Origin of the sequence: Propionibacterium australiense, from assembly GCF_003666605.1 — a bacterium.
GTDB classification, from domain to species: Bacteria; Actinomycetota; Actinomycetes; order Propionibacteriales; family Propionibacteriaceae; genus Propionibacterium; species Propionibacterium australiense.
Genome location: NZ_RCIV01000016.1, coordinates 1 through 18378 on the forward strand (window position 1 = coordinate 1; position 18378 = coordinate 18378).

The window sequence follows — 18378 nt, forward strand, 5'->3', positions numbered from 1 at the left end:
TACAACCAATACCGTCGACACTCCTCGCTCGGCTACCTAACCCCAGCCGAGTATGCTCGACAGTGCACTCATCAAACAAACACCGACGACTCACATAACGACCGGACCTAACCAAGGGGGCGGCCCAGCTACATCGATCACTGTGGTGTCATCCACGCCCGGGCAGGCGTTGAGCATCACTCCTTTGCCGGGGCGGCTGGACTGTGGGGTGTCGGGCGCCCGCCGTCTCAACCCTGCCCGGGCGCGCCCTGCTGCCACTGCAGGGCCCGGTCCAGCTCATCGAAGAACGCGTTGATCACCTTGCGGTTGCGCCTGCCCTGAGCGATGAGCGTGGGCAGGGCGCCGCTGGAGGTCAGCTGGACGGCGGTTGCCGACTGCTGCGGGTCGACCGGGGCGATCTGTGCCGTGAGGTTCTCGCCCCACGTGGTGAGACTGATGCCGGTCGAGAACCGGACGATGCCCTGGTTCGGGTCCGCGTACTGCAGCCTGTGGCCCAGGTGCTGGACCACCTGGGGGACTGCGTTGAAGACGGTGGCGTAGGGCAGGGGGTACTGCCTGCTGAGGGTGGTGTGCTGCTCGAAGACGGCCATGCCGCGAAGTCTAGAACCGGACGGTCGAGCGCGCGGTACTGTCCACAGTCCCAGAGGCGGATCCCACAGGCCCGAAGGCACATAGGAGCAGTATTGGCGCACCGCGAAGGCGCTGTGCCCTGCGGAGCACGAGGAGCCCCGGGCGGGGCGTGGCGTCGGCGCCGTGCAGAGCGCGTGGCGTCTGGCGCAGAGTCCCGGCTGGAGCACTGCCTCTTCCGCGCCCCATCCCCGGACTCTTCCGCACCCCCATCCCCGGACGGTCCTGGGTCGAGCCTCCACGAGGGAGGGCTGCCCCGGAGCTGTTCGCCGTCACCCGCGCAGCGGCGTCACGGCACCGCATGGCGGGGATGGGGATGTTGCCTCTCGTCGGTGAGGGCGAACGCGGACGGCAGGGCCGAGTCCCCGCGAGAGGGTGTTGCCGCAGGCGGCGTGCAGGGGCGAGAGTGGGCCCATGCGGATCGCTCTCGCCCAGCTCACGGCCACCACCGATCCCCAGGAGAACCTAGCGCTGGTCTCGGATTTCGCCTCCCGCGCCGCTCGCGAGGGGGCCGAACTCGTCGTGTTCCCCGAGGCCACGATGTGCTCCTTCCGGAAGAACCCGGCGAAGGCGGCCGAGCCCGCCGGCGGGCCGTGGGCGAGCGCCGTGCAGGCCCTTGCCGCCGAGCTGGGCGTCGTCATCGCGGCTGGCATGTTCACGACGGCCCCGGACGGCAGGGTGCGCAACACGCTTCTCGTCACGGACCGGGACCAGGTCTGCTACGACAAGATCCACCTCTTCGACGCCCTCGGGCAGCGGGAGTCCGACCGGGTGGCGCCCGGCGACCGGCTGGTCGTCGCCGAGGTCGCGGGCGAATGCCTCGGCCTCGCCATCTGCTACGACGTCCGCTTCCCGGCCCAGTTCACCGAGCTGGCCCGCCGCGGCGCCCGCGCCATGCTCGTGTGCGCCTCCTGGGCGCCCGGCCCGGACAAGGTGCACCAGTGGCGGACCCTCGTCACGGCGCGGGCGATGGACTCGGTGTCCTTCGTCGTCGCCGTCGACCAGGCCGGCCCCGCCGAGGACGGCGATCTGCCCACCGGGGTGGGCCACTCGATGGTCGTGGACCCCTCCGGCCGGGTGCTCCTCGAACTGGGGGAGCAGCCCGAGCTGGCCGTCGTCGACCTCGACCTCGCCCTGGCCGACCTGGCCAGGGAGCGGCTGCCCGTCCCGGCCGACGACCCGTCCTTGTATCGGATCCGCTGGTGACCCGAGCACCTGGCCCTGCAAACCCATCCGTCTCAGCGGACGAGGATCACGAACTGGAAGCCACCACTGGCCCTGAACCGGGCGAGGAATTGGGTGGCTCTTGCTGGCCACGCGGCTCGGTCTGCGTCTGCAGCGTTGCCACCTTCTCCTGCCGCCACTTCCGGGTGAGGAGGACGAGCATGATGATGAACTCGCCAAGATTCAGTGCCGAGGTGATGATGGCGAACTCCGGAACCCGTTGCGCTGCCTCAATGAGGTAGTCCCAGAGGGAGTGCGAGGCGATGATGAGGAGGATGCTCTTCGTGTAGTCGTACATGAGTGCATAGAACAATCCCGCGATGAAGGTGGACACAAGCTGCGCCAGCATGTTCTTCAAGGAGAATCCAGCGAGGATGTTGACCGAATGGAGCAGGCTGAACATCAACGCAGAGACGAGTAGGGCGCCCCTGATGTCCTGTCCGTGCGGTGCACGGGATAGTCCGACGTAGAGGATCCGCCGGAACATCATTTCCTCCGCGGTTCCGACGAGGAATGCCACCACGATCGGGATCAGGAAGGCGGAACTCGGTTCCCCGTTCGTGAACCAGAAGTACAGGGTCATACCCACCATCGGGAGGAACAGCAGGAGGAACAAGAAGTACCGTCTCCGCCCGGTGTGTACGGGGACGAGTCGCTTGCGGAGAACGAAGAAGCAGCACAGTGTCCCCGCTGCCAGCAGGCAGAGGAATGGTAGGAGCGCTTTGGTGTAGCTGGGGTCGGTGTAGCTCACGTGGGAAAAGTGATAGATTATGATGTTGGCAAGGCCCATCGTGAGAATATAAGTGATCGCGCATGCCAGCGTGATCCGTGCGGTTTTTGTTCGTATCACATTACCTCCCGGTAGAAGCGATTCATTAGGCATTGGGGTCGCGCGTCTCCCGCAGCTGATGTCGCACATCGTGTCCTAGATTCAAACGGCGAGTCCGCTTCTGGCTGACGGTCTTCTGGGGCTGTATCCGGTCTGCTGCCCTCCGCATTATCAGAGGTTTATTCGTGGAGCTGTCGTGGATTCTGTTCATCGTTACAGGGGGATCGCATCTGGGGACAGCAGACCACTGGCCCCGAGGCGCTTCATTAAGGGGCATTCAAAGCGCAGGGCGAGCCGCGGGAGTGCACGCTACCACAATTTTTTTCTTGACCCAAGGGGTGCTGGCGCCCGGCTTGGAGAACCTCCCCATGGTCAGGGTCGGCCTCCCGTGGAGGATTCCCTGGATTGCACCATGAAAATAATCGACCGATGGTTCGAGGAATGCTTTCACTAGGGGTTTTCGTGGGCTGTGGCGGTCAGGCGCCATGGCCCGTGCCCCGGCTGCCCGTAGACTTCCGCCCATGAGCCCATCACTGGAGATCCACGTCATCGCCGACTCCTCGGGTGAGACGGCCGCGCGGCTGGCCAGGGCGGCCCGCATGCAGTTCCCCGACCACGAGTTCCAGATCGTCCGGCACTCCCGGGTGCACAACGCCGAGCAGATGCTCGAGGTGTTCGACGCGATCAGTGCCTCCGCAGACCCCGAGCGGGGCCAGGCCGGACGCGCCATCTTCTACACCCTCGTCAACGGCGAACTGCGCGGCATGGTCGCCCGCTTCTGCAACGACAAGTCCATCCCCTGCGCCGACCTCATGGGCGACGCCCTCAGCGCGCTGAGCGAGGCCGCCGGCGCGGACGCCGACGAGGTGCCGATGCGCCCGGTCGGTGTCGAGGCCGACTACTTCGACCGCATCTCGGCCATGGAGTTCGCCGTGCGCAACGACGACGGTGTCATGCCCGACTCGCTGCGCGAGTGCGACATCTGCCTGGTGGGCGCCTCCCGCTCGGGCAAGACACCGCTGTCCATCTACCTCGGCTATGCCGGCTACAAGACGGTGAACGTGCCGATCGTGCCGGGCATCGCCCCGCCGCCGCAGCTGCGGGCCATCGACCGCTGGCGGATCGTCGGTCTGACGATCGACGCCGAACGCCTGCTGCAGATCCGCACCCGTCGCGTGAAGGGGCTGGGTGGTTTCGGGCAGAAGGACGGCTACTCCGATCTGTTGAGCATCTACGACGAGCTCGACGAGGTCGGCCAGGTCCAGCGCTCCCTCGGCTGCCCCGTCATCGACACCACCGGGCTGGCCCTGGAGGAGGCGGCGGCCCGGGTCATCGAGATCGTCGAGGAGCGCGCCCGCAGGGCCGGCGCCCACCTGCGCCGCCCGGCCGGTTCCATGAAACTGGCCCCGTGACCGGTGCGGCTCGGCGTGTTCGCCTGGAGAAAACACCTCAGAAAGCGCCCGATGTGCCTGTCAGGGCTTACAGTGATCCTGTCAAGAGGCCGTGCCTCGTGTCGCCGGTCTCGCTCCGTGGCGGGCCAGTTGAGCCCCCCCGCCCGGAAAGGGGAGAATCAGGCGTGCACCCGTCACCGGCGTGCAACGGTGGAACCATCGGAAACCAGTAGTGGCTGCCCGGTTGGTTCGCACAATCGAAGAGACAAGTGAAACGCAGGCGTCATCGCCATCGGTGCCGACCCCGTCGTCAGCGCTGGCCGTCGCCGGTGGGTGATACAGGCGTCCAGCAGGGGCCCCGCCCACGCAGATGCATGTCAAAGGAGAATGTGCAGTGAGTGAAAAGTACATCTACGATCTGTCCGAGGGCGACGCCTCGATGAAGTCGCTCCTGGGCGGCAAGGGCGCCGGTGTCGCCGAGATGATGCGTCTCGGTGTCCCGGTTCCCGACGGGTTCACCGTCACCACCCAGGCCTGTATCGAGACCATGAACAACAACGGCGAATGGCCCGATGGTCTCCGCGAACAGATCGCCGACGCGCTCTCCCGCTTCGAGCAGCGCGCCGGGCGCGTGCTCGGCGCCACCGAGAAGCCGCTGCTCGTCTCTGTCCGCTCCGGCGCCGTCGTCTCGATGCCCGGCATGATGGACACCATCCTCAACCTCGGCATCTCCGACGAGTCGGTCGGCGCCATCGCCGCCGAGTCCGGCAACGAGCGTTTCGCCTGGGACTGCTACCGCCGCTTCATCCAGATGTACGGCGAGGTCGTCGAGGGCCTGAGCTCCCACGTCTACGAGGACGCGCTGACCGCCATGAAGCAGGCCAAGGGCGTCGAGGCCGACACCGACCTGACCGCCGAGGACCTCAAGGAACTCACCGCCGAGTTCAAGCGCATCTCCAACGAGGAGCTGGGCGGCAACTGGACGAACGACCCCCGCGAGCAGCTGATCCGCGCCGTCGAGGCCGTCTTCCGCAGCTGGCAGAACCCGCGCGCCCAGGTCTACCGCAAGGCCAACCACATCCCCGACGACCTCGGCACCGCCGTCAACGTCATGCAGATGGTCTTCGGCAACCGCGGCGATACCAGCGCCACCGGCGTCTGCTTCACCCGCAATCCCTCCACCGGCGAGAAGGCCCTGTACGGCGAGTTCCTCACCAACGCCCAGGGCGAGGACGTCGTGGCCGGCATCCGTACGCCCCGCCCGCTGTCCGAGCTGAAGGACGTGCTGCCGGAGGCCTACGACCAGCTCATCACTACGATGAGCACGATGGAGAACCATTACCGCGACATGCAGGACATGGAGTTCACCATCGAGAACGGCAAGCTCTACATGCTGCAGACCCGCAACGGCAAGCGCACCGCAGCCGCTGCGCTGAAGGTCGCCGCCGATCTCGTCGACGAGGGCCTCATCGACAAGGAGGAGGCGGTCCGCCGCATCGAGCCCGAGCAGCTCGACCAGCTCCTGCACCCGGCCATCGACCCCAACCACACCGCCACCGCGGTCGTCACCGGCCTGCCCGCCAGCCCCGGCGCCGGCGTGGGCGCGGCCGTCTTCGACGCCGACACGGCCGCCGAGAAGGGCGCCGCCGGTGAGCCCGTCATCCTCATCCGCTTCGAGACGACCCCTGACGACATTCACGGCGTGCTGCAGGCCCAGGGCGTGCTCACCGCCCACGGCGGCATGACGAGCCACGCGGCCGTCGTCGCCCGTGGTTTCGGCAAGCCGTGCGTCGCCGGCGCCACGACGATCAAGATCGACCCCGACGCCAAGACCGTCACCATCGGTGACACCGTCATCCGCGAGGGCGACGTGATCACCCTCAACGGCTCCACCGGCGAGGTCTTCAACGAGGAACTCACGCTCATCCCGCCGCGCCTCAACGAGGACTTCCTCAAGGTGGTCGGCTGGGCCGACGAGATCCGCGACCTGGGTGTGGAGGCCAACGCCGACAACGGCCCCGACGCCGCCAAGGCCCGCGAGCTGGGTGCGGAGGGCATCGGCCTGTGCCGTACCGAGCACATGTTCTTCGGCGAGCACCGCCTGCCGGCCATGCGCGAGATGATCCTCGCCACCAACGACGAGGAGCGCCAGAGCGCCCTCGACACGATCCTGCCGATGCAGCAGGACGACTTCGAGGCCATCTTCACCGCGATGAAGGGGCTGCCCGTCACCGTCCGGCTGCTCGATCCGCCGCTGCACGAGTTCATGCCCGACCTGGTCAGCCAGGCCCTCAAGGTGCAGGAACTGGAACTCACCGGAGCCGACGAGGCCACGCTGGAGTCCGAGCGCGCCCTGCTGGCCCAGGTCCGCAAGCTGCACGAGCAGAACCCGATGCTCGGCACCCGCGGTTGCCGGCTGGGCATGCTCTACCCGCAGATCCCCGACATGCAGGCCCGCGCCATCACCCGCGCCGCCCTTGCCGTCCTCGACCGCGAGGGCGAGACGGTGCAGCTGCAGATCATGATCCCGCTCGTCCACCTGGAGCAGGAGCTGAAGACCCAGCGCGAGATCGTCGTCAAGGCAGTCGACGACGAGCTCGCCAAGGCCGGCAAGCAGCTCGACTACCAGGTCGGCACCATGATCGAGCTGCCGCGCGCGGCCCTGTGCGCCGACCAGATCGCCCAGCACGCCGACTTCTTCAGCTTCGGCACGAACGACCTGACGCAGACCACGCTGGGCATCAGCCGCGACGACGCCGAGAACGGCTTCCTCGGCTGGTACGAGAGCGACGGGGTCGTCCAGCGCGACCCGTTCGCCACGGTCGACGTCGACGGTGTCGGGCAGCTGGTGAGGATGGGCGTCGAGAAGGGCCGCTCGGTCAACCCGAAGCTCGGCACGGGCGTCTGCGGTGAGCACGGCGGTGACCCCGATTCGATCGCCTTCTTCCAGACGGTGGGCCTGGACTACGTGTCCTGCTCGCCGTACCGGGTCCCGATCGCCCGGTTCGCCGCTGCCAAGGCCAAGCTGGCTCAAGCAGACGCCGCGAAGTGACCGCAATGGGCGCGGGGCCGTGATTCGGCTCCGCGCCCATTGACTGTGGCCGGTCATGGCGGGCCACAATGAAGAAAGGCCGCTCAGGCGGCGAAGCCAAGGAAAGGACGACGCATGGCTGACCAGGTCAATGACGCCGCGAACGCACGGTCCCGGAACTCCTGGCACGCCGGGCTCGGGGGCTGGCGTGTCTCCTACCAGCCCGGTTCGTGGCTCGTACTGTCGGGCCCCAGCTCGCTGGTGATGCTGGATGCCCAGCCCGGCCAGGCCAGCGAGTTCGTCAACGAGCTGTGGGAGGACGTCGTCGGCGCCGCCTCGGTGGGCGCTCTCGTGAGCAAGCTCGCGGCGCGCGGCCTGGACCGCATCGCCGACCTGGCCGTCCTGTTCATCGAGAACGGGGTCATGCGCACCCTCGTCCGTGGCGGCGTACGGGTGCTCGACGCCGAGACGGGCTCGCCCCTCGTCGAGGGAACCGGCGTCATCACGTGGCGCGAGGCCCAGATTCCCACCGGACGGGTCCGGGTCGACGTCGGCCAGAGCACCGGCGGGCTCGAGCTGCCGCTCGTCGTCGGCGCGGCCCAGTGCTCCGGCCTGCTCGTCGACCTGAACGATCTGCCGCCCGTGGCCGTCGAGGAAGAACTCGCCGCGCCCGCCCAGCCCGTTGCCGGCGCGCGGGGCGAGCAGTGGCTTCCGGTCGGAGAGAGCGGGGACGGTGCTCCGCTGCTCGCCGGTCCGGTACCAGGGGCCGGCCACCACCGCGACTGGGGCGGCCCGGTCCCGGGGACATCGGCCCTGGAGGCCGGGGCGGCCCCGGCCGCCGAGACCGCCGATGCGCGGCAGCCCGCCGGCTCGTCACCGGCCGCCACCATGCAGTTCGACGTTCCCGGCGAGATGGCCGAGGGCCGCTACGACCAGCCAGGTCCCTCCTCCGAGGAGCCGCCGGCGGCCCGCTCCGGTCAGGAGCCCGCGCAGGGCGAGTCCGCTGATGCCACGCCGATGAACTGGATGGCGCAGCAGCCGCGTGACGACTCCTTCATGTACGAGAAGACCGAGGTGCTCGGGGGCGGCCAGAGTGCCCTGGGCGAGCCGGGGCAGTCCTCGACCGGCAGCCACCAGCGGGTCCCGGCGGCCGATGAGGCCGCCGCGCAGCAGTACGTGGCCGATGAGGCCGCCGCGCAGCAGTACGTGGCCGATGAGGCCGCCGCCCAGCAGCCCGGGAACGAGCCCGCGCCCGCCTGGGACGGCAAGCCATGGACCCCCGCCGACGGCTACGGCCCGGCCGAGCCCGCAACGGATCAGGGGTTCGGTTCTTCACCGGAGCAGTACGCTCCCGCGGAGCGCACCCTCGGCCAGGAGCCGGTCGGCGCCGATCGTCCGGCCGAGCAGTACGGCCCGGCAGAACGCACTCTCGGGCAGGAGGCCGTCGAGTCCTACGGCGCCGCGAGCCCCTCCCGGGGCGACTGGTCGCCGCCGGAGCAGCCCAGGGCCTTCGCCCAGGTCGTCACCATCAGTGGCCTCTCGCAGCCGCTCAACGGCCCGCTGCTCATCGGCCGCTCCCCGCAGTTGCCCGAGGGCATGGTCGCCGAGACCCTGCGCGTGCCGAGCCCGCACCACGACATCTCGCGCTCGCACGTCTACTTGGAGCCCCAGAACGGTCAGGTCCTCGTGGCCGACATGAACTCCACGAACGGCACGATCGTCTACATGCCCAATGCGAATCCGCTGCGTCTCGAGGACGGCCAGTCGATCCTCGTCCCGGTGGGCACCACGCTCGACCTGGGGGACGGCGAGCAGGTCAATCTCTCGGTGCCGCTGGGCTGAGCGGCGTCGGGGCGCGGGCGCCGGGCACGACCGGCCGGGGGACTGTCCCGCCGGGGTGCTGCTCGCCGGGCTGGCCGGCGGTATCGGCCCCGCCCGCGGGGTGCTGCGTGCCGGTGCGGTCTCTACGATGGCTTCCTGCGCCGAGGGCGCCCGGAACTCCTATCCGGCGGCCGGACGGGTCCGGGTCTTTTCTCGCCGGGCGGGCATGATGATGGCCCGGGGCCGTGTCAGAGATCAGGTCAGGCGGGCCTGGATCAGTGTCTTCTGCGGGTGACGATCGTCTGCACGACGGCGATGACCGCCGGGGTGATGGCCAGGGCGATGTGTACGGCACGGGAGCGCATGACACCGTCCGCGACCCTGGCGATGCTGTTGCGGCTGCGCCGCACGGTGCTGAGCGTGCCGCCGCGGCGCTCCTCGCCCTGTTCCCCCGACTCGGTGAATGAGACCAATTGCGACATCGTGATCGCCCCCGACCTGTTCCGGTTTCCGGGCCGGCGTGCGCGACCGGTCCTGATCCCAGGGTACGACAGGCATGAGAGGGGCTCGGGGTGGCCCGGCCCTGCTCAGCGGCGCCCGCGGAAGGGGCCCTGCCGTCCCTTGGCCCTGGCGGCCTGAGCCGGCTGGAGTTCGTCCACGAGCGTGTCGGCCACCTTGTCCGGCCCCAGGATGCGCGGCATGCGCAGCGTGAAGCAGGAGTAGCCGGGGTGGGAGTCGACCGTTGCGCTGCCGTGGTGGGCGTTCATGACCGATGCCACGATCGCCAGGCCCAGCCCGGTGGATCCCTCCTCGGAGTGCGTCCGTGCCGCGTCGGCCCGGGCGAAGCGCTCGAAGACGTGGTCGATGATCTCGGGCGGCACGCCGGGGCCGTTGTCCTCGACGGTGATGACCGCGTCCCGGCCGTCGGCCCGGACCGTCGTCGTGACGACCGTGCCGGCCGGCGTGTGCTTGCGGGCGTTCGACAGCAGATTGGCGACGACCTGGTGCAGCTGGAGTTCGTTGGCGTGCACCATGAGCGGGCTGTCGGGCAGTTTGAGACGCCAGGTGTGGTCGCGGCTGGAGACCTGCGCGTCGGAGACCGCGTTGAGCACGATCTCCCCGGTGTCCACGTCGGTGAACTCGGTCTCTCGTCCGGCGTCGAGGCGGGCCAGCAGGAGCATGTCGTCGACGAGCGAGCTCATTCGCCGTGCCTCGCTGGCGATGCGGTTCATGGCGAACTCGGTGTTCTCGCTGAGCTGTTCGGGGCGTTTGAGGCTGAGCTCGGCGTAGCCGCGGATGGCGGCCAGCGGGTTGCGCAGCTCGTGGCTGGCGTCCGCGACGAACTGCTTGACCTTCGACTCGGACTTCTCGCGGGCCTTCAGCGCGTCCTCGACGTTGTCGAGCATGCGGTTGAAGGAACGCCCGACGCGCCCCACCTCGTTGCGTGGGTTGAGGTCGCGGGCGTCCAGCCGGTCAGGCAGGGTGACCAGGCCCGTCTCGAGGTCCATCTCGGAGACGGTGTTGGCCGTGGTCATGAGGCGGTTGAGCGGCGCCAGCGTCTGACGCACGACGGCCGTCGCGGCGACCGCCGAGGCGACGATGGCGAGCGCCACGATGATGGCCTCGGCCAGGATGAGGCGCTGCATCGCATGGGTCCACTGCGTCATCGGGACCCCGACGTAGAGCGTGCCGCGCACGCTCGAGGTGGAGCCGTCCTCGCCGACGATGGCGACCAGGACTGAGCGGGCCATGATGCGGTAGCCCCCCAGCTCGGGCAGCTTGATGTCGTGGGGCTTGCCGTCCGCGGCGATCTCGGCGATCTTCGTGTTCACCTCGGCGGAGGTCTTGACGGTGTTGCGCCGGTCGACGTCCTCGATGATGCCTTGGACGTTGTTCTCGGTGTCGATGAGGACGACGACGGCGCCCACCGGCAGGCCGCCCAGCGGGACGTCACTCGTGCCGAAGATCGAGTCGGTCGCCGAGGTGCCCTGGCCCTGCTCGTCGGGGGAGCTGTCACCCGTGCTCGGTGGGTTGTCCTGCGGTTGGTTCCCGGTCGTGGCCTGCAGGCCCAGCGCCTCCGCGAGCTGGGTGTCCACCTGCTGCACCAGGATGTGGTGCACCATGATGGCGCTGAACATGCTCAGGATGATCGCGACGGCGGCGACAATCGCGCTGAGCCGGATGACGAGCTTGTAACTCAGCGTGCCCCGGCCCATCGGGTGCCAGGGCTGCTCCTCGGGGTCGTCGCCGGCCGACGTGGCGCGGTCCGTCCCGGAGGCACTGACACCGGCCGGCTTGACAGCCGAGGGAGGCGCGGAGTGCTTCGGCTCAGCTGACAGCCGGCTTGAGAACATATCCGGCGCCCCTCATGGTGTGGATCATCGGTGCCCGGCCGGCGTCGATCTTCTTGCGCAGATAGCTGATGTACAGTTCCACGACGTTCGCCTGGCCACCGAAGTCGTAGTTCCAGACCCGGTCGAGGATCTGGGCCTTCGACAGCACGCGCTTGGGATTGCGCATGAGATAGCGCAGCAGCTCGAACTCGGTGGCGGTCAGGTGGATCTCCTCGCCGCCGCGGGTGACCTCGTGCGAGTCCTCATCCAGGACGAGGTCGCCGACGATCAGTTCGGACTCGGAGCGCTTGGAGGCGGCGCCGCTGCGGCGCAGCAGGGCGCGCAGGCGCGCCATGACCTCCTCGACGCTGAACGGCTTGGTGACGTAGTCGTCCCCGCCCGCGGTGAGACCGTTGATGCGGTCGGTGACGGCATCCTTCGCGGTGAGGAAGATGACGGGGATCTCGGGCTGCTCGGCGCGGATGCGCCGCATGACCTCGAGGCCGTCGAAGTCGGGCAGCATCATGTCCAGGACGACCGCGTCGGGGTGCACATCGCGGGCGACCCGAACCGCCTCGGAGCCGCTGGCCGCGGTGCTGGGGTCCCAGCCCTCGTAGCGCATGGCCATGGACAGGAGTTCGGTGAGGCTCGGTTCATCATCGACGGCGAGCACGCGGATCGGGGTGCCGTCGGGGCGGGAGATGGTTTCCGGGGACTGTGGGCCTGACATGTGTCTACTGTGACAGTTGTCCCGCTGCCTTTTCTATCCATCGGCTTTCGGTTTTCTGTGAGAAGAACGGATTTGCTGCTGGATGCGGGGCAGAGTGGTCCTCTGCCGGTTCGCCGCGCCATCGAAGGTACCGCTGCTGGGTGCGCGGAGTCGGGCCGCAGCGGCGGCGGCTGCTCAGATGATCGTCTCACCGGCACCGAGCGCGCCGGGCCGGGTCGTGCCGCGGGGCGATTCGGTGAGTCCGGTGCGGGCGGCCGACCGGGATGAACACGTCAAGATGAACACTTGGTGAACAGGGGCGCCCCGTCCTGGGGCGGCCGGCCCGGATGCGTAAGAATCGAACCCGACAGCCAGATGTCGCCCAGACCCTGCGGATGTCTCGTCCGGGGGTGGACATCCCGGGGCGACCGGTCCGATCGAGCCGGACTGCCATGATTGCGTGAGGTGCGTGATGACAGCAGTTGCAAGCGACTGTAGTGACAGGCGTGAGCACCGATGATGACATTGGCTCTGGTGGTGATCGTCGTCATCACGGCACTCGTGTTCGATTTCACGAACGGCTTTCACGACTCCTCGAACGCCATGGCCACCTCCGTGGCCACCGGCGCCTTCAAGCCCAGGACCGCCGTCGCCGTCGCGGCCGTCCTCAACATCATCGGCGCCTGCCTGTCCACCGAGGTCGCCAAGACGATCAGCTCCGGCATCGTCAATGACGCCCTGGTGACCCCGCAGATGGTCTTCGCCGGCCTGGCCGGCGCCATCATCTGGAACCTCGTCACCTGGCTGCTCGGCCTGCCGTCCAGTTCCTCGCACGCCATGTTCGGCGGGCTCATCGGCGCCGTCCTCGTCACGGCCGGCCACAACGGCGTGCACTGGAGCGTCATCATCTCCAAGATCGTGCTCCCCGCACTCATGGCGCCCGCCGTTGCCGGCCTCGCCGCCGCCGTCGCCACCTGGTGCGCCTACCGCATCACCCGCCGCTCGGTGACGCACGCCGGCCGCGCCTTCCAGATGGGCCAGCGCATCTCGGCCTCGATGGTGGCCCTGGCCCACGGCACCTCCGACGGGCAGAAGACGATGGGCATCATCACCCTCGTCCTTGTGGCGGCCGGCATGCAGGAGCCGGGCAGCCACCCGCACTGGTGGGTCATCGCCCTGGCCGGCGGCGCCATCGGGCTGGGCACCTACTCCGGTGGCTGGCGCATCATGCGCACCATGGGCAGCCGCCTGGTGAAGGTCGAGCCGCCGCAGGGCTTCTGCGCCGAGACGGCCTCGACCGTCGCGATCCTGGCCTCCAGCCACCTCGGCTTCGGGCTGTCCACCACCCACGTGTGCACCGGCTCGATCCTCGGCTCGGGCGTCGGGCGGCGCACCAAGGTCAACTGGTCGATCGCCGGCCAGATGGGCAGCGCCTGGATCGCCACGCTGCCGTGCGCTGCGGTCGTCGGCGCCCTGGCCGGCTGGCTCGCCGAACGCGGCATCGTCGGCATGCTCCTCGTGGGCGCGCTCCTCGTGGCCTCAGCCCTCGCGATTCTCGCCAGGGCGAATCGCAGCAAGGTGCACCGCGGCAATGTGAACGACGTGCCCGCCCCCGGTGCCGCAGAGCGCACCGTCGAGGACGTTCCGGCGCCCGCCGGCTCCGTCGCCCACGAGGCCGAGAAGGTGCTCGACGACGCGATGGGGCGTGTCCCCGGCGCCGGCGTGCCGAGCCGCGACCAGCGTTTGACCGGTAGCGGAGTCGGTACGTGAACATCAACTGGGGCGCGCTGGGCGTTGTCAGCCTCGTCACCCTGCTCGGCACGGTCTTCGTCGTCTGCGTGGTCTCGTGTGCGGCCCTGCTCTCCGACCTGTCCCACGCGCGCGCCCAGGCGGGCAGGCCCTCGCCGATGCTGAGGGCCGCCGCCATCGCCCTCGTCTGCTGCTGCGGGGCCATCCTGCTGTTCGGCCTGTGGCTGATGATCCCGTATTTCTGACCGTCAGCAGGGCACCGGGACGGCTCCCGTGAGCACCCGGGCCGGTGCCCTGGGACGGCTCTACACTGGTCGCCATGCGGTTGCCCCGTCCACACCTGAGCCCCGGCCGTCGGTCGCGCATCCGCCGGCCGCACGCCGAGCCGCCCTCGGTGGGGGGCTCGATCGGCGCGCTGGCCGGCTATGTCGCCGCCTACTCGCCGTCCCTGCTGCCCCGCACGTGGGCCTTTCAGGGGGTCATCGCCGCCATCTCGTCCGCCTTCGGCTACCAGGTGGGCATGCTCACCGGATGGGCCGGGGGCCTGCTCGGTGACGTCCTGGGGCTGCGATTCGATCCGCGGAAACTCAGCCGGGGTGGGCAGCGGGCCCTCACCGTCGCCGCGCTCGCCGCCGCAGCGGCCGCAGCCGTCGGCGTCCCGCTGGCGGCCCAGCGCTCCCAGCGCCGCACGGCCCGCGCCTGCCACGCCGACGAGCCGACCGCCGGCTGGCAGCTCGCCTCGGCGGCCGCGACGGCCGGCGTCTTCCTGCTGCTCCAGGCCCAGTGGCGGGCCACTGCCGCCGCCATCGACTGGGTCGGGACGCGCCTGCACGGGCGCATCGCCTGGCGGGTGGCCGAACGGCTGGTCGCCACGCTCGTCGTGCTGACCACCATCGTCGCCATCTTCGACACCGTCATCCTGCACGGCGTCATCCAGGTGGGACGCACCGCCTCGGGGCGTCTCGACCTCACCACGCCCGACGGCATGCACGAACCCTCCTCGCCCAACCGGTCGGGCAGCCCGGCCTCCCGTGAGGCCTGGTCCACCCTCGGCCTGCAGGGCAAGATCTTCGTCACCGGGGGGCCCGATGCCGTGCGCATCGCGCAGGTGACCGCCGGCCCGGCGAGGGAGCCGCTGCGCGTCTACGCGGCGATGGGCTCACGCAGCCTGCGCGGGCTCACCGAGGCGGTCCTGGCCGAGATGGACCGCACCGACGCCTGGAGCCGCGCGAACCTGTGCATCGTCACCACCACCGGGCGCGGCAGCGCCAACGAATGGAGCGCCTCGGCCTTCGAGTACCTGACCCGGGGAGACTGCTGCACCATCGGCATGCAGTACTCGGGCCTGCCCAGCGCCATCACGCTGTTCACCGACAAGCAGATCCCCGTCGTCGCCTCACGCGCCCTCTTCGAGGCCATCGAGCGGCGCCTGCTGGCCCTGCCCCCCGATCGGCGCCCCAGGGTCTACATGGCCGGCGAGTCGCTCGGCGCCTTCGGCTCCAACGGCGTCTTCACCGACGTCGACGACCTGCTCGCCCGCGTCGACGGCGCCGTCTGGATGGGGGCGCCCGATTTCACCCCGCTCAAGTCCGAACTCACCGCGGGCCGCGACGAGGGCTCGACGGTGGTCGTGCCGGTCGTCGACGGCGGCCGCCACGTGCGTTTCGCCGGCCAGCCCTGGCACCTGACCCACTCCGAGTTCGGCCGCGAACTCGGCCCGTGGGCGTTCCCCCGCATCGTCTACCTGCAGAACGACACCGACCCGGTCGTGTGGTGGGGCACGAGACTGCTGTGGCGCCGGCCCGAGTGGTTCGACGGCTTGCGCGCCCCGGACAGCACGATGGCGCGCATGCACTGGGTGCCGTTCGTCACCTTCTGGCAGGTGGCCTGCGACATGCCGGTGTGCGCACGCATGCTCGAGGGCTTCGGTCACAAGTACTCGGCCACCCAGGTCGTGCCGGCCTGGGCGTCGGTGCTCGGCGGTGAGCCCACCGACGACAACGAGGCTATCGTCGAGGCGCTGGTCGAGGACATCAGGGGGCGCCGCGCCCCGCGGCGCTGAGCCGTCCGGGACGGGTCAGCGCCCGGACCGTGTCGTCCCGCGGCGGGCCGGGGCCGTCAGCGGGTCGGTGGGCCACGGGTGTTTCGCGTAGCGGCCGCGGTTCTCGGCACGCACCTGCGGGTAGACGTTCGTCCAGAACGACGCCAGGTCGTCGGTGAGCGCGAGCGGCCGGCGGGCCGGGCTCAGCAGTTCCATGAGCACCGGGACGCCGGCGATGCTGGGGCCGGCCTGCATGCCGAAGCACTCCTGCAGTTTGACGCTGAGCACGGGCTGCCCGCCGGTCCCGGCCGCCGGGTAGCGAACGCGGATGCGCGAGCCGGTCGGCACCTTCAGACGTTCGGGCGCGATCGTGTCGAGTTCGGCCAGCTGGTGCCAGTCGAGGAGCTCGCGCAGGGCATCGGCCACGTCGATCCCGTAGGTGCTGGAACAGTCCCGCAGCCGGTGGGCGAGCCAGGCCGGGGCCCGGTCGGTGAGCGCCTCGACGCTCATGTCGGGCCACTGCCCGCCCCGGACCCGGTGCACGAAGGCCAGCCGGTCGCGCAGCGCCAGCGCCGCATCGGACCAGCGCAGCAGGCCGGGGGCGTCGAGTCCCAGCCCCTGCACGGCGAGCTGCCCGACGGCGAAGGCCTCCTGCTCCTGGGCCCGGGGCGTGCAGGGCGTGCTCGACAGGACGATCGCGCCGAGCCGTCGTTCGAGACGGCCCCGGACGCGTCCGCTGCCGCGGTCCCAGCTCAGCGCCGTCGACTCCGTCACCGCAGGGCCGGCGGTCACGGCGGTGGCCTCGTCGATGGGCGCGGCGGCCCGTACGAGACTGCCGGAGCTGTTCGCCGGGCCGGCCTCGACGCGGCTCAGCCGGCCGATGGCGAGCCATTCGTGCTGGCCCAGCGGTCCCGGCGGCACGTCGGCGCCGGTGCCCGAGACGGTGAGGAAGGACTGCCCGTCGCCGCGCCGGCGGGCGATCCACTCCGGGTGGGCCAGCGCGGTGACCAGACCGACCGCCCGCTCCCCGGACGCCCCGCCGTGCCCCGCCTCGCCACTCCCGGGGGACCGTTCGGGCTGGGAGGGGGACGGGGCGTGCCGCTCGGCGGATCGGTGGGCGAGGGAGGCGAGCCGCGCGGACTCGTGCCGCCACTCCCGCGCCCCCGGCGCGTCACCGCGGGTCAGCGACCGGGAGCGGGCGACCAGGTCGGCGTCGGCCGGTGCGTCCCCGGCGGCGAGCATGGCGACGACCCGGGCGGCCGCCTGCGCGCCGATCCGGTCCGCGCCGTCCAGGAGTGCGCGGGCCAGCCGCGGTTCGACCGGCACCCGGGCCAGGCGCCGCCCCAGATCGGTGACCCGCTCGTCGGCGTCGAGCGCGCCGAGCTGCTGCAGCAGGGCGACGGCCCGGTCGGCTCCGGCGGCGGGCAGCGGGTCGGGGAGCGCCATCGACGCGCCGCGCGCGTCCCCCCAGCAGGCCAGCGCCAGGACGAGGCCAGACAGCTCGGCGACCCGCACCTGCGGGACGGCCTGGTGGGCCATGCCCGCCCACTCGTCGGCGGCGAAGCAACGCACCGCCGTGCCGGGCCCGAGCCGGGCCGCCCGCCCGGCCCGCTGCTCGGCGCTGGCCCGCGACTCGCGGATCGTCACCAGGCCCTGCACGCCGCGGCCCGTGTCGAGGCGGGGCTCACGCGACAGGCCCGAGTCGACGACGGCCCGCACGCCCGGCACCGTCAGACTCGACTCGGCCACGGAGGTGGCCACGATGATGCGCGGTGCGTCGCCGCCGGTCAGGACCGCGTCCTGCTCACGGGCGGACTGGGCGCCCGACAGCCCCATCGTCTCGATGCCGGGCACCCGGACGAGCCCGAGCAACTCGGCCACATCGCGCCGGGTGGGGACGAAGACCAGCACCGAACCGTCGGCGCGCCCCGCCGCCTTCTCCGCGAGGCCGGCCAGGTGCGCAGCGAAGGCGCGCGACAGGTGCCCGCGGTGCGTGGCAGCCGCCCCGCCCGGCGCCGGCGCGTACGAGACCTCGAGATCGAAGAGCGCGCCCGGCACGTCGACGATCCGCGCCGCCGGCCCCAGCAGCCCGGCCCAGGCCCCGGCGTCGAGCGTGGCGGACATGACGGCCAGCGTCAGGTCCTCGCGCAGCTCGGCCACGTCGTGGGCCATCGCGAACGCCAGGTCGGTGTCCAGGTCACGTTCGTGCACCTCGTCCAGGATGATCGCCCCGATCCCGGCAATGTCGGGATCGGCCAGCAGCCGATTGACCAGGACGCCGGCCGTCACGAACTCGACACGTGTCGCGCCGCTGGTGCGGGACTGGCCGCGCACCGTGAACCCCACCTCGCCGCCGAGCCGCGTCCCGGTCAGCTGGGCCAGGCGGCGGGCGGCGGCACGCGCCGCCATGCGCCGCGGCTGGGTCACGACGACCCGCCCCGGCCGCGCCGGGTCGCGGGCCTCCAGGGCGTTGGCGACGATGGCCGGGACGACCGTCGTCTTGCCCGAGCCCGGGGGAGCGGTGACGACGATCCGCGCGCCGGCCGGCGACACGGCCCCGGCCAGCAGCTGCGCCTGCCGCCCGACCGGCAGGCCTGCGGCGATGGCGGGAATGTCGAACACG

13 protein-coding genes are annotated in these 18378 nt (G+C 70.4%); 7 read left to right on the forward strand and 6 right to left on the reverse strand.

The window, feature by feature from the left end; all coding sequences use genetic code 11:
• Positions 1 to 227: 227 nt before the first annotated feature.
• Entirely contained in the window at positions 228 to 590 is a 363-nt protein-coding gene (locus D9T14_RS10400; protein WP_119162451.1) for a hypothetical protein, read from the reverse strand.
• A 451-nt stretch (positions 591 to 1041) separates the two neighbouring features.
• On the opposite strand from D9T14_RS10400, the gene D9T14_RS10405 reads away from it, so the two are divergent.
• On the forward strand, positions 1042 to 1833 hold the full coding sequence (locus D9T14_RS10405; RefSeq protein ID WP_119162452.1) for a carbon-nitrogen hydrolase family protein: 792 nt from the start codon (positions 1042 to 1044) through the stop codon (positions 1831 to 1833).
• Between the two features lie 46 nt (positions 1834 to 1879).
• On the opposite strand, the gene D9T14_RS10410 is transcribed toward D9T14_RS10405, so the two are convergent.
• Positions 1880 to 2641, reverse strand: a complete 762-nt coding sequence (locus D9T14_RS10410; RefSeq protein WP_170175774.1) for a CPBP family intramembrane glutamic endopeptidase — start codon at positions 2639 to 2641, stop codon at positions 1880 to 1882.
• Positions 2642 to 3201: 560 nt separating this feature from the next.
• On the opposite strand from D9T14_RS10410, the gene D9T14_RS10415 reads away from it, so the two are divergent.
• From D9T14_RS10415 to D9T14_RS10425, 3 genes are all read left to right on the forward strand, one after another.
• The gene (locus tag D9T14_RS10415) at positions 3202 to 4092 is read left to right on the forward strand and encodes a pyruvate, water dikinase regulatory protein (RefSeq protein ID WP_119162454.1); all 891 of its coding nucleotides are present in this window, start codon (positions 3202 to 3204) and stop codon (positions 4090 to 4092) included.
• 349 nt (positions 4093 to 4441) lie between these two features.
• The gene (ppdK, locus tag D9T14_RS10420) at positions 4442 to 7123 is read left to right on the forward strand and encodes a pyruvate, phosphate dikinase (RefSeq protein ID WP_374955801.1); all 2682 of its coding nucleotides are present in this window, start codon (positions 4442 to 4444) and stop codon (positions 7121 to 7123) included.
• Between the two features lie 114 nt (positions 7124 to 7237).
• Positions 7238 to 8944: an FHA domain-containing protein gene (locus tag D9T14_RS10425; RefSeq protein WP_119162456.1), complete on the forward strand. Its 1707-nt coding sequence runs from the start codon at positions 7238 to 7240 to the stop codon at positions 8942 to 8944.
• A gap of 254 nt (positions 8945 to 9198) precedes the next feature.
• Here D9T14_RS10425 and D9T14_RS10430 read toward each other — a convergent pair whose 3' ends face one another.
• The 3 genes from D9T14_RS10430 to D9T14_RS10440 all read right to left on the reverse strand — a co-directional run bounded on the left by D9T14_RS10430 (position 9199) and on the right by D9T14_RS10440 (position 11986).
• The gene (locus tag D9T14_RS10430) at positions 9199 to 9405 is read right to left on the reverse strand and encodes a hypothetical protein (protein WP_126464297.1); all 207 of its coding nucleotides are present in this window, start codon (positions 9403 to 9405) and stop codon (positions 9199 to 9201) included.
• A 105-nt stretch (positions 9406 to 9510) separates the two neighbouring features.
• Complete coding sequence (locus tag D9T14_RS10435; protein WP_119162458.1) at positions 9511 to 11277, reverse strand: sensor histidine kinase; 1767 nt, start codon at positions 11275 to 11277, stop codon at positions 9511 to 9513.
• Positions 11252 to 11986, reverse strand: coding sequence for a response regulator transcription factor (locus tag D9T14_RS10440; protein ID WP_119162459.1), 735 nt, complete (start codon positions 11984 to 11986; stop codon positions 11252 to 11254). Before D9T14_RS10440 ends, D9T14_RS10435 begins: the two co-directional genes overlap by 26 nt.
• A gap of 498 nt (positions 11987 to 12484) precedes the next feature.
• Between D9T14_RS10440 and D9T14_RS10445 the strand changes: the two genes are divergently transcribed.
• From D9T14_RS10445 to D9T14_RS10455, 3 genes are all read left to right on the forward strand, one after another.
• The gene (locus tag D9T14_RS10445; protein ID WP_197720715.1) at positions 12485 to 13735 is read left to right on the forward strand and encodes an inorganic phosphate transporter; all 1251 of its coding nucleotides are present in this window, start codon (positions 12485 to 12487) and stop codon (positions 13733 to 13735) included.
• A complete protein-coding gene (locus tag D9T14_RS10450; RefSeq protein WP_119162461.1) occupies positions 13732 to 13959 on the forward strand; it encodes a hypothetical protein in 228 nt (75 codons plus the stop codon). The genes D9T14_RS10445 and D9T14_RS10450 overlap by 4 nt, the downstream gene beginning before the upstream one ends.
• 74 nt (positions 13960 to 14033) lie before the next feature.
• Positions 14034 to 15776, forward strand: a complete 1743-nt coding sequence (locus tag D9T14_RS10455) for an alpha/beta-hydrolase family protein (RefSeq protein WP_119162462.1) — start codon at positions 14034 to 14036, stop codon at positions 15774 to 15776.
• Between the two features lie 15 nt (positions 15777 to 15791).
• Here the strand turns inward: D9T14_RS10455 and hrpB are convergent, their stop codons facing one another.
• Entirely contained in the window at positions 15792 to 18377 is a 2586-nt protein-coding gene (gene hrpB / locus D9T14_RS10460; protein WP_119162463.1) for an ATP-dependent helicase HrpB, read from the reverse strand.
• Position 18378 lies beyond the last annotated feature (1 nt).